9 protein-coding genes and 1 riboswitch are annotated in these 12488 nt (G+C 65.0%); of the genes, 5 read left to right on the forward strand and 4 right to left on the reverse strand.

Going from position 1 to position 12488, the window contains the following annotated elements:
* The 3 genes from VK519_RS15365 to VK519_RS15375 all read left to right on the forward strand — a co-directional run.
* Nucleotides 1-707, forward strand: a 707-nt coding sequence (locus VK519_RS15365; protein ID WP_324351191.1) for a response regulator, incomplete at its 5' end; no start/stop codon positions are given.
* Nucleotides 708-774: 67 nt separating this feature from the next.
* Complete coding sequence (locus tag VK519_RS15370; RefSeq protein ID WP_324351193.1) at nt 775-3135, forward strand: phosphoketolase family protein; 2361 nt, start codon at nt 775-777, stop codon at nt 3133-3135.
* Complete coding sequence (locus VK519_RS15375; RefSeq protein ID WP_324351195.1) at nt 3132-4193, forward strand: acetate/propionate family kinase; 1062 nt, start codon at nt 3132-3134, stop codon at nt 4191-4193. The genes VK519_RS15370 and VK519_RS15375 overlap by 4 nt, the downstream gene beginning before the upstream one ends.
* Here the strand turns inward: VK519_RS15375 and VK519_RS15380 are convergent.
* The 3 genes from VK519_RS15380 to metF are packed head-to-tail and all read right to left on the reverse strand — an operon-like array spanning nt 4190 to nt 6515.
* Entirely contained in the window at nt 4190-5107 is a 918-nt protein-coding gene (locus VK519_RS15380) for a branched-chain amino acid transaminase (protein WP_324351197.1), read from the reverse strand. The two genes, VK519_RS15375 and VK519_RS15380, sit on opposite strands and share 4 nt — an antisense overlap.
* Before the next feature lie 53 nt (nt 5108-5160).
* Nucleotides 5161-5646: a DUF4124 domain-containing protein gene (locus VK519_RS15385; protein WP_324351199.1), complete on the reverse strand. Its 486-nt coding sequence runs from the start codon at nt 5644-5646 to the stop codon at nt 5161-5163.
* Nucleotides 5647-5675: 29 nt separating this feature from the next.
* Entirely contained in the window at nt 5676-6515 is an 840-nt protein-coding gene (gene metF, locus VK519_RS15390; RefSeq protein ID WP_324351201.1) for a methylenetetrahydrofolate reductase [NAD(P)H], read from the reverse strand.
* Between the two features lie 247 nt (nt 6516-6762).
* On the opposite strand from metF, the gene VK519_RS15395 reads away from it, so the two are divergent.
* Complete coding sequence (locus VK519_RS15395; RefSeq protein WP_324351203.1) at nt 6763-7998, forward strand: M12 family metallo-peptidase; 1236 nt, start codon at nt 6763-6765, stop codon at nt 7996-7998.
* 128 nt (nt 7999-8126) lie between these two features.
* Here VK519_RS15395 and ahcY read toward each other — a convergent pair whose 3' ends face one another.
* On the reverse strand, nt 8127-9557 hold the full coding sequence (gene ahcY / locus VK519_RS15400) for an adenosylhomocysteinase (protein ID WP_324351206.1): 1431 nt from the start codon (nt 9555-9557) through the stop codon (nt 8127-8129).
* Nucleotides 9558-9573: 16 nt separating this feature from the next.
* Nucleotides 9574-9665, reverse strand: a riboswitch (S-adenosyl-L-homocysteine riboswitch).
* Nucleotides 9666-9764: 99 nt separating this feature from the next.
* Between ahcY and ppc the strand changes: the two genes are divergently transcribed.
* On the forward strand, nt 9765-12470 hold the full coding sequence (ppc, locus tag VK519_RS15405) for a phosphoenolpyruvate carboxylase (protein ID WP_324351208.1): 2706 nt from the start codon (nt 9765-9767) through the stop codon (nt 12468-12470).
* Nucleotides 12471-12488: the final 18 nt, after the last annotated feature.

Raw genomic sequence — 12488 nt, forward strand, 5'->3', positions numbered from 1 at the left:
GCGAAGGGCGGCTGGTGATGGTGGTGGACGACCAGCCGCTGATCCAGCGTCTTCTGGTGCGGGAGCTGCGCATGCTGGGCTTCGCTTGTGACGTGGCCAGTGACGGCGAGGAAGCTTTGCGATGCATGCGCTCAACCGCCTACGGCTTGCTGCTTACCGACTGTTTCATGGCCGGCATGGACGGTTTTGAATTGATGCGCCGCGTGCGTGCGGCGGGCTGGAATTTGCCGATGTTGGCGATGACGGCCAGTCCGCTACCCGAACTGATCGAGCGCTGCCGCCGTGCGGGCGCCGATGGCGTGGTGACCAAGCCGCTGCGCCTGGGTGAACTCAAATCCATGCTCGAGCGCTATCTCCCGGAATCGGCATCGCCAGGCACGGAGGTGGCCGTGGAGGGGCCGGCTACGATCGTTGCGAATCTTCGCGGGGCCATGGGCGAAGAAGCGGCGGGGTTCATCGCACAGCTCAAGGCCCAGGCCGGCCGGGACCGCAGCACGATCGCCGATGCAATCGATTCGGCCGATGCGGTCGCCGTGGCGACTATCGCCCATCAGTACGCCAGTATCTTCGGCTGGGCCCGGGCTCCCCGCCTCCGGGAACTCGCACGCGCCGTGGAAGAGGAAGCGCGCACCGGGAACGTCCCGTCGTCGTCCCGCGCCCTGCTGGCGGCGTTGCAGGAACTTGAGGCATGGCTCGCCCTGGAATGACTTCACGCGGCTGAAATATCTGGCGGCGCAGCATGGGCGCTCCACCGCAACGAAGCCGGAGCTCCCGATGGCCGATGTCTTGTCGAAATCCCTCTTGCGCAAGATGGACGCCTACTGGCGCGCGGCCAATTACCTTACCGTCGGCCAGATCTACCTTCGGGACAATCCCTTGCTGGAGCGGCCCCTGGAAATCGGCGACATCAAGCACCGCCTGCTTGGTCACTGGGGCACCACCACTGGCATCAATTTCATCTACGTGCACCTGAACCGGCTGATCACCGAGCAGGACGTGGACATGATTTACGTGATCGGGCCCGGCCACGGCGGCCCGGGACTGGTCGCGCACACCTATCTTGAAGGTTCCTACACCGAAACCTATCCGCACATCGAGCGCAATCGTGATGGCATGCGGCAGTTGTTCCGGCAATTCTCCTGGCCCTATGGCGTACCGAGCCACGTGGCTCCGGAGACGCCGGGATCGATCCACGAGGGCGGGGAACTTGGGTATTCCCTGTCGCACGCCTTCGGTGCGGCCTTCGACAATCCGGACCTGGTGGTGGCGTGCATCGTTGGCGACGGCGAGGCGGAAACCGGCGCGCTTGCCACGAGTTGGCATTCGAACAAATTCTTGAACCCGGCACGCGACGGCGCGGTGCTTCCGATCCTGCACCTGAACGGCTTCAAGATCGCCAACCCCACCTTGCTCGCGCGCATCGGCAAGGATGAACTCACCGACCTGATGCACGGCTATGGCTACGAGCCGCACTTCGTCGAAGGCCATGAGCCGATGAAGATGCACCAGGCGCTGGCCGCTGCCCTCGATACATGCATGGCCCGGATCCGCAGTATCCAGAAGGAAGCGCGCCAAAGCGGCAACACCACCCGCCCGCGCTGGCCGATGATCGTGTTCCGCACGCCCAAGGGCTGGACTGGCCCGAAGGTCGTCGACGGCAAGCCGGTGGAGGGCACCTGGCGTGCGCACCAGGTTCCGATTACCGACTTCGACAAGCCCGGGCATTTGCAGATCCTGGAAGACTGGCTGCGTAGTTACCGGCACGAAGAATTATTCGATGAGCACGGCAAGTTCCTCGATGAACTTGCCGCCCTGGCGCCGACGGGGCGCCGTCGCATGGGTGCCAATCCGCATGCCAATGGCGGTTTGTTGCTCAAGCCACTGGAGATGCCGCACTTCCGCGACTTCGCCGAGGAAGTGAAATCCCCGGGCGATCACAAGGCCGAGGCCACGCGCGTGCTGGGCAAGTTCCTGCGCGAGGTGATGCGCAAGAACATGGCTACGGCCAACTTCCGTCTTTTCGGTCCCGACGAAACCGCATCCAACCGCCTGGAGGCCGTATACGAGGCCAGCGGCAAGGCATGGATGGCCGAGGTCGAGGAAGTGGATGAGAACCTTTCTCCCGACGGCCGGGTGATGGAAGTGCTGAGCGAGCATCAATGCCAGGGCTGGCTGGAGGGGTACCTGCTGACCGGCAGGCACGGCCTGTTCTCGTGCTACGAGGCCTTCATCCACATCATCGATTCGATGTTCAACCAGCACGCGAAGTGGCTCAAGACCACGCGCACGATCGCGTGGCGTGCTCCGGTCGCGTCGCTCAACTACCTGTTGACCTCGCACGTATGGCACCAGGACCACAACGGATTCTCACACCAGGATCCGGGCTTCATCGACCACGTGGCCAACAAGAAGTCGGAAGTTGTGCGGATATACCTGCCTCCGGATGCCAATTGCCTGCTATCGGTGGCCGATCATTGCCTGCGCAGCAGGCAGTACGTGAACCTGATCATCGCCGGCAAGCAACCGGACTGGCAGTGGCTGGCCATGGACGAAGCCGTGCGCCACTGCGCCGCTGGCGCGGGCATCTGGTCGTGGGCGGGACAGGGCGAAGACGATCCGGACGTGGTGATGGCCTGCGCTGGTGATGCGCCGACCGTGGAGACCCTGGCGGCGGTGATGCTGTTGCGCGATTTCGCGCCGGACATCCGCATCCGTGTGGTCAACGTGGTGGACCTGATGTCGCTCGAGCCCAACGAAGAACACCCGCACGGCATGGACGACGACCAGTTCGACGAACTCTTTTCCCGTGACAGGCCGGTGATCTTCGCCTTCCACGGTTATCCCGGCGTGGTGCACAAGCTCACCTATCGCCGCCACAACCACGACAACATCCACGTGCGCGGTTACAAGGAAGAAGGCACCACGACCACGGCCTTCGACATGATGGTGCTGAACAACCTCGACCGGTTCCAGCTTGCCCTTGATGCTATCAATCGCATTCCGCGGTTCGAGCACCTTCGCCAGGCCGCAGCCCATGATTACTGGACGGGCATCGAGAAGCATCGCCTTTACGTTAGCGAACACGGGCGGGACATGCCCGGCATCCGCGACTGGCAATGGAAGGGCGCCAAGTGACCACGGTGCTGTCCCTGAACGTTGGTTCGTCGACCTTGAAGTTCGGCTTGTTCGACGTCGATGCGGACACGGCCCACGTTCGCATCGCCGGTGATGCCGACACCGCCCACGATGGCGGCATCCGCGTGCATGGCATCGATGTCGATGCGCCCGGCGACGCGCTCGACCGCATCGCCTATGTGCTCAAGATGCAACCGCCAGTGCAGGCCATCGGCCATCGCATCGTGCACGGCGGGCCCAAGCTGCGCGGACATCGGCGCATCGATGGCGAAGTGCTGCGGATGCTCGATGCGGCCAGGGCCTTTGCACCGCTGCACGTGCCGGCGGCATTGAAGATCGTCCGTCGCGCCGGCGAGGTGTTTCCCGGCGTGCCTGCCGTCGCCTGCCTGGATACCGCCTTCCATTCGACCATGCCCGAGGTAGCACGCATCCTGCCGCTGCCGCGTGCGCTTCGCGATGAAGGCATCGAACGCTATGGGTTTCATGGCCTGTCGTGTGAGTCGATCGTCCGCGAACTGGGGCCGGATCTGCCCGCGCGCACGGTGATTGCCCATTTGGGCAACGGCGCGAGCGTCACCGCCGTGCTCGATGGGCAATCAGTGGATACCAGCATGGGCCTGACACCCGCCGGCGGCATCGTCATGGGCTCACGCCCGGGCGACCTCGATCCGGGTGTGATCGAATGGCTCATGCGTGAAAAGGACTGGTCCGCAGACGAACTGGACACGTGCATCAACGGGGAGTCGGGGCTGAAGGGGTTGTCGGGTGTTTCCAGCGACATGCGCGAACTGCACGCATCGAAGGAGCCCGCGGCCCAACTGGCCATCGATGTGTTCGTGCATGCCGCGCGCAAGGGCATCGCGGCCATGGCAGCGTCGATGGGCGGCATCGACCTGCTGGTGTTCACCGGCGGTATCGGCGAACACGACAACGCCGTGCGCGATGCCATCGTCGAAGGCCTTCACTGGGCCGGGATCGGCCCGACCCATATGGCGGTGGTATCTACCGGCGAGGACGCGCAGATCGCCCTGCACGCCGCCCGCCTGGCGTTTGCCTAGAGCGGTTCGAGCCAGCCCCAACGATCGGCCGTGCTGCCATCGAACAGGCCGAAGAAGCGATCCTGCAACAGGCGCGTGATCGGGCCTGCGGCGCCCGAGCCCACCTTCTTGCCATCCACGGAACGGATCGGGGTGACTTCCGCGGCCGTGCCGCACATGAGGATCTCGTCGGCCATGTAGAGGGACTCGCGGGGCAGGTCGCGCTCGATCACATCGATGCCTTCCTCGCGCGCCAGCGTCATCAGCGTGTGGCGGGTGATGCCGGTGAGGATGGACGCACTCGCAGGCGTCGTATGCAGCGCGCCGTCGAACACCAGGAAGAGATTCTCGCCGGCGCCTTCGCTCAAGAGCCCGGACGATGCCAGTGCGATGCCTTCGCCGAAGCCCAGGCGACGTGCTTCGCGCGCGATCAACTGGCCGGAAAGGTAATTGCCACCGGCCTTGGCACCGGCGGGAATGGTGTTGGGCGCGAAGCGCTGCCAGCTCGACACGCAGGCGTCGATGCCCTGCTTGAGTGCCTCGGGCCCAAGATAGGGACCCATCGGCCAGGCTGCCACGGCGGTGTCGGTGGGGCACTCGGCGGACAGGCCGAAGCCGCCCAGGCCGCGGAAGGCCACCGGTCGCAGGTACGCCGCCGCCAGTCCGTTCTTCTTGACGACCTCGCGGCAGGCGGCGGCGAGTTCATCGATGCTGTAGGGGATGACGATGTCGTAGATCTTCGCCGACATGTACAAGCGCTTTAAGTGATCGGTCAGCCGGAAGATCGCCGCGCCGTCGGGCGTGGCGTAGCTGCGGATGCCTTCGAACACGGACGAACCGTAGTGCAGGGCATGCGCCATGACGTGCACCGTGGCCTCTGGCCAGGGCTTGATCGCACCGTTCTGCCAGATCCACTCGGGGTATTGTTGCGACATGGGCTTCTCCAATCAGACTGCCCATTCTAACCGACGCGTCGCCTGAGGCCTCATCAGCCGGGAGCGAGCCAGAGGCAGCCGGAGCGCCGGCGCAGGCCAAAATGGGCTTCGTTGCTGCCGCCGCTGCCCGACGTGCGAACCGTCAGGCCGTCGTGTTCGTTGCCTTCCACCGCCAGTAGCGGCTGGCGCACCAGGCCCGCCCACTGGCGAAGGTTGGCCACGGCGTCCTCACGACCGCCCTCCCAGAGGGTGATGCCGCCCAGGCGGTTGGCATCCCGGGCTGCGAAGGCGTCGGCAACGGCCTGACGAAGCGTATCGAGGTCGGCGGCGCACAAGGTGGGCGCCAGCGAGGTGGCCGTTGGATCGACGTTGGTCGCGGTGCCAGGCTGTGGTGCGGGAGCCGCCGGCTGGGCATCGAGGGCCTGGCAAGTCTGGTCGGTGAATACTGCTTGCCCGTTGGCGGCGACACAACGATGGATCGCATCCTGGGCGAACGCCGCCGGGGCGAGGAAAAGCAAGGCAAGGAAGGCAAGGCGCATCGGCCAAGCCTAACCGGTTGCGGCCCGTGTCATCCCTTGCCGTGGATGCCGATCCTTGCCAGCACCGCCTGGGTGGCCTTGGCGCGGTTGATCGTATAGAAGTGTAGGCCCGGCGCGCCGCCGTCGAGAAGACGCTGGCACAGTTCGCCCACCGCATCGGCCGCAAGTTCCCGCGTGGCAACCGCGTCGTCGCCGTGGGCCTGCATGCGCTTGACCAGCCAGCGGGGGATTTCCGCACCGCAGGCCTCGGAAAAGCGCCTCAGCTGGGTGAAATTGGCGATCGGCATGATGCCGGGCACGATGGGGATGGTGACGCCCAGCTTGCGCACGTCGTCGACGAAACGGAAATACGCGTCGGCGTTGAAGAAGTACTGGGTGATCGCGCCGTTGGCGCCGCAGGCTACCTTCGCTCCGAAGTGCCGCAGGTCCTTCAGCGCGTCATCGGCCTGGGGATGGGTCTCCGGATACGCTGCGACCTCGATGTGGAAATGGTCACCGCTATGTTCGCGGATGAAGCACACCAGTTCCGAGGCATAGCGGAAGTCGCCCGGGCTTGCCATGCCCGAGGGTAGGTCGCCGCGCAGCGCCACGATGCGCTTGCAGCCACCGGCCTTGTAGCCATCGAGCAATGCTGCGATCTCGGCCTTCGTGCCGCCCATGCAGCTCAGGTGCGGCGCCACGCTGAAACCGTGTTTCTCGCGCAGATGGCTCACGGTCAGATCGGTGTAGCTCAAGGTCGACCCGCCGGCACCGAAGGTTACCGAGACGTAGTCCGGATCGTACGCAGCCAGGCGGCCAGCGGCGGTATCGAGCTGGCCGCGCTGTTCATCGGTCTTGGGAGGGAAGAACTCGAAGCTGAGGGCGGCCATGGGCGGTCCGGTGAAGGGAGTTGCAACAGTATATATCTTTGTATTGAGATGAAAAGATGGAGCTGACGAAAACACCCACCTCGCCGTCAGCGCCGACATCGGGACACGACCGGGACTCCGTGGGCCGCCCACGCCAAATGGGGCGCCGCACCGGCATATTCCCTGCCCGGGAAAGTCGAAGCTCCTTCATGCGTCCACGACGGGCGCCACTGTCCCCGGGGCGGTGCAACTTTCAGAAGGACCCTCCATGAACCGACTCAGTCTTCCCTGCTTGCTAGCAGCGGCCCTGGCCGCGCCCTGCCTTGCAACCGCCGCGGCGCCTTCGTTGCTGTCCGCACAACCGGCCATGATGCTGGCGACGTCTGCCGACACCAGCCTTGCCGCGATCGCACAGAACCCGGCCAATACGATCCTGCGTCAGGCCAGTGCCAACACCGCGGTGCTTCAGGCCGGTACGCAGGCGATTTCGTTGGCGCTCGAGCCGGGTGTCGAACTCACCTTCGAACGCGCCGCGGCGGAAACCTTCGCCGATGGTTCGCTCGTCTGGCAGGGGCGGCTGGATGCCGATGCGTCCTGGTCCGATGCACCCGCCGGCACCGACAACTACGCCCTGCTTGTGCGCAACGGCAGCATGCTCACCGGCGACATCCGTTACGGCGGCAAGGTGTACGAGATCCGTCCGCTGCATACCGGTGGCCATGTGCTGTACACGCAGGATCCCTCGATGCTTCCCATGCACGACGAAGGTGACCTGCGCCTGATGGAAAGCGCGCCATCGTTTGGCGAAACGCCGTCGACGCCGCGGGCAGCTGAAGGCGCTACCGCCGACGTCCTGGTGTTGTTCGCGCGGCGTGCGGCGGCGCAATATCCCGACCAGACAGGCCTGGCTCGCTTGCTGATCGCGCAGATGAACATGGGCTTCACCAACAGCAATATCGATGGTGGCGTTCGACTGGCCGCCGATAGGGCGTTCGCCATTTCGTATACCGAATCGGGTAACCAGGGCACCGACCTCAACCGCCTGACGAATCCGCGCGACGGCTCGATCGATCAAATTCACCAAATGCGCGAAGTGCACAAGGCCGACCTCGTCACCCTGCTGATCCATGAACCCAACGGCATGAGGTTCAGCTGTGGCGTGGCGTGGCTGAATGTGAACCAGAGCCAGGCGTTCTCGGTCACCCAGGCGGCGTGCACGAGCAACTACACCTTCACCCACGAAATTGGCCACAACTATGGGGCCAGCCACGAACGGCGCCAGGGCCAGGGCCCGTATTCCTACGGTCATGGCTATCAGCATCCGCGGGGTGACTGGGGCACGGTGATGGCGTATCCCTGCACCTTCGGGCGTCGCTGCCCGCCGCTACTGCGTTGGTCCAGCCCGCTTCTCACCTACCAGGGCGCCGTCACTGGTACACCGCACACCGAGGACAATCGGCGGGTGGTCAACCAGCGCAAGGAAGTGATGGCTGGTTTTCGCTAGACGCGGCTGGACGACGTCCATCCGGTGTCGAATGCTTGCCTGCCCATGGTATATAGGCCCCAGATGACTGGCCGATACAAAAAAAGGCGACCCGAAGGTCGCCTTTTTTCACGCGAACGTCCAGACGATCAGTAGCGGTAGTGGTCCGGCTTGTAGGGGCCTTCCACCGGCACGCCGATGTAGTCAGCCTGTTCCTGGGTGAGCTTGGTCAGCTTCACGCCGATCTGCTCAAGGTGCAGGCGGGCTACTTCTTCATCGAGCTTCTTGGGCAGGCGGTACACCGTCTTTTCGTAGGTGTCCTTGTTTGTCCACAGGTCGATCTGGGCCAGCGTCTGGTTGGAGAAGCTGTTGGACATCACGAAGCTCGGGTGGCCATGGGCGCAGCCCAGGTTCACCAGGCGGCCTTCGGCCAGCATGTAGATCGCATTGCCACCGGCGAAAGTATAGCGGTCGACCTGCGGCTTGATGGTCTCGCGCGAGACATCCTTGGCGCCGTTCAGGCGATCGATCTGGATCTCGTTGTCGAAGTGACCGATGTTGCACACCAAGGCGTTGTTCTTCATCTTCGACATGTGCTCGAAGGTGATGATGTCCTTGTTGCCGGTGGTGGTCACGTAGATGTCGGCGGTGCCGAGCGTCTCTTCGATCATGGTGACCTGGAAGCCTTCCATCGCCGCCTGCAGGGCGTTGATGGGGTCGATCTCGGTCACGATCACGCGGGCGCCAAAGCCCTTGAGGGAATGCGCGCAGCCCTTGCCGACGTCGCCATAACCGCAGACCACGGCCACCTTGCCGGCGACCATCAGGTCGGTGGCGCGCTTGATGCCATCGGCCAGAGACTCACGGCAACCGTAGAGGTTATCGAACTTCGACTTGGTCACCGAATCGTTGACGTTGATCGCCGGCACCAGCAGCTGGCCGGCCTCGGCCAACTGGTACAGGCGATGCACGCCCGTGGTGGTTTCTTCCGAGACGCCGCGCCATTCGGCGGCGACCTTCTTCCAGAAGCCCGGCCGTTCCTTGGCGACGCGCTTCAAGAGATCCTTGATGACCTGTTCTTCGTGGTTGGCGCCCGGGCTGTTGACCCAATCCGAACCGTTCTCCAGTTCCAGGCCCTTGTGGATCAGGAGGGTGGCGTCGCCACCGTCGTCCACGATCAGCTGCGGGCCGGTCTCGCCCGGGTGGGTGAGCATGTCGAGCGTGCAGTCCCAGTATTCCTCGAGCGTCTCGCCCTTCCAGGCAAAGACCGGCAGGCCGCCAACGGCCATCGCGGCGGCGACGTCGTCCTGGGTCGAGAAGATGTTGCACGAAGCCCAACGCACCGAGGCGCCCAGTTCGCGCAGGGTTTCGGCCAGCACGGCCGTTTCCTTGGTCACATGCAGCGAGCCCGACAGGCGAACGCCCTTGAGCGGCTTCTCCTTGGCGTAGCGGGCGCGAATCTGCATCAGGCCCGGCATTTCCTCTTCCGCCATACGGATGCGGCGGCGGCCGAGGTCGGCCTGGGAGATGTCACGGACGTTGTAGTCGTGCTTGGGGGATTCTTTGGTGACGGCGTTCATGGCGTAGCTCCGGTTGGGTACGGGGGCGCCGTTGTGCAGCTGCCGCGTCGAGCCTGGCCATGGTGCGATCGGTTCGGATCGGCCCAGGTCGCAGCGCCCCTCGACGGGCAAAACGGAAGTCCGATTATATCTCGACTTCCGTATGAACGGATATATGACATGGTTTGGGTATGCTTGCTGCTTTGCAGCGTGCAAGGCCTTCGACCCATGGAAACCCCTCGCGACCCCGAATTCCTGCCCCACGACGGGCCCCTGCGCGAGGACGTGCGCCGCCTGGGCACCCTGGTGGGCCAGATGCTGGCCGAGCAGGAGGGCAGAGCCTTCTTCGACCAGGTCGAACACGTCCGCACGGCGGCGATCGGCCGGCGGCGCAGCGGGCAGGGCGTGGAGGTGCTGGGCAAGCTGCTGACGGGCTTGCCGGCCGGGCAGGCCGAGGCCCTGGCCCGGGCCTTCGCTACCTATTTCCAGGCCGTCAACACCGCCGAACGCGTGCATCGCATCCGCCGTCGCCGCGATTACCAGCGCGAGGGCGCATCGCCCCAGCCGGAGTCGCTGTCCGCGGTGCTGGGCCAGCTGAAGGCGCAGGGCGTATCGCTCGACGAGTTGATGGCGTTGCTGGCCAGGGTCGACATCGAGCCGGTGTTCACCGCCCATCCGACCGAGGCCGTGCGTCGATCGCTGCTGGAAAAGGAGCAGGAGATCATCCGCGCACTGGTGGAGGAATTCGATCCCACCCGCACGCCGCAGGAGCGCCGCGATGACGACGCCCGCATCCTCATGGCGCTTTCGGCAGGTTGGCAGACCGCCGAGGCATCGCCGGTGCGCCCAAGCGTGCAGGATGAATTCGACCATGTCGGTTTCTACCTGGCGCAACCGATCTATCGCGTATTGCCCTCTCTCTACGAGGCGATGGCCCAGGCGCTGGCCGAAGCCTACGGCAACCAGGCACCGGTGCCGCGCCTGCTCCGCTTTGCCACCTGGGTTGGCGGTGACATGGACGGCAACCCGAACGTGGGGGCCGATACCATCGAAGCCTCGCTAAGCGCGCAACGCACGCATGTGCTCGAGCGCTATTTCCAGGACATCGGCGCGCTGGCGAGGCTGCTCAGCCAGACCGATAGCAGGGTCGAGGTGGACGGCAAACTGGCGCGCCGGCTCGATGCCTATCGCGAGAAATTTCCCGCCGCCGCTGCGGCGATTCGCCCGCGCCACGCGAACATGCCCTACCGGTCGTTCCTGACCCTGGTCCAGGCACGCCTGCAGGCTACATTGCACGGTGATGGCGAGGCCTATGAATCGCCCCAGGCCTTTGTCGACGACATCGACCTGGTCGAGCAAAGCCTGCTTGGCCATGGCGGTGTCCATGCCGGCGCGTATGCCGTGCAGCGCGTGCTGTGGCGCGCGCGCACGTTCGGCTTCCACCTGGCGAGGCTGGATGTCCGGCAGGACTCCAGCGTGCACGACGAAGCGCTTTGCGCGCTCCTGGACGACAACGGTTTTGCCGGCTACGACGCCGGCAAGCGCACGTTGCTGCTGCGTCCATACGCCTCGGGCGAGCGCAGCTTCGTCGCCGGGGAAGACGATGATGCGGCCCGTTCGCTCAAGGCCGTGTTTGCCACGCTGGCCCAGGCACGCGGACGCTACGGCGTGGATGCCACGGGCCTGTACATCATCAGCATGGCGCGCAGCGCCGCCGACGTGCTGGCGGTACTGGCGCTGGCGCGCCTGGGCGGCATGCTCGAGGAGGGCGGTGTGCCACTGGATGTGACGCCCCTTTTCGAAACCATCGACGACCTGGCCGCTGGCCCCGATACGCTTCGCGCACTGCTGGCAGACCCGGTCTACCGGGCCCACCTGGCCCGTCGCGGCGATCGTCAATGGGTGATGCTGGGTTATTCCGATAGCGGCAAGGATGGCGGCACGGTGGCGTCGCGCTGGAGTCTGCAGCGCGCCCAGGTGGAGCTCATGGAGGTGGCCCAGGAAGCAGGCATCGTCGTTTCCTTCTTTCATGGCCGTGGCGGCTCGGCAAGCCGCGGTGGTTCGCGCATCACCAATGCGCTGATGTCCTCCCCGCGCGGCTCGGTGGCCGGCGTGTTGCGTGTGACCGAACAGGGCGAAGTGATCCATCGCAAGTACGGCGTGCGCGCGCTTGCCGTGCGCAACCTCGAGCAGACGGTGGGCGCGGTGTTGCTGGCGTCGCTGCGGCCCCGGGATGCGGAACCGCGCGAAGCCACCTGGCGCGCGGTGATGGCCGACGTATCGGCACGCAGCCGCGAGGCCTATCGCCAGTTTGTCGAGACGCCGCGATTCGTCGAATACTTCCGCGCGGCCACCCCGATCGACGTGATCGAGCACATGACCTTGGGTTCGCGCCCGTCGCGACGCCGCAGCATGAAGGGCGTGCAGGATTTGCGCGCCATCCCCTGGGTATTCGCCTGGACCCAATGCCGGGCCGTGCTTACCGGTTGGTATGGGCTTGGCGCAGGCCTGGAAGCGGTGGCGTCGAAGCAGGGGGAAGAGGCGCTCAAGCAGATGGCCGCCGACTGGCCGTTCTTCCGCAGCATGCTGGCGGACGTTGAGATGGTGCTGGCCAAGGCGGACCTCGACATCGCCGAGGCATTCTCGAAATTATCCGGCGACCTGCACGATACTTTCTTCGGCATGATTCGCAGCGAATTCGAGCGAACGCTGCGATGGGTACTGAAACTGCGCGGTGCCCCGGGCTTGTTGCACGATGAACCCAGGCTCGCGGTATCCATCCGCCTGCGCAATCCCTATGTCGACCCCATGAGCGTGCTCCAGGTCGACCTGCTCCGGCGCTGGCGCGAGGCGGGGTCGAAGGAAGACGACCTGCTCTGGGCGCTGGTAGCGTGCGTCAACGGCGTGTCGCAGGGCCTGCAGAACACCGGCTGATCGCCCCGATCCAAGTGG

Origin of the sequence: Pinirhizobacter sp., assembly GCF_035317885.1 — a bacterium.
Lineage (GTDB): Bacteria > Pseudomonadota > Gammaproteobacteria > Xanthomonadales > Rhodanobacteraceae > Pinirhizobacter.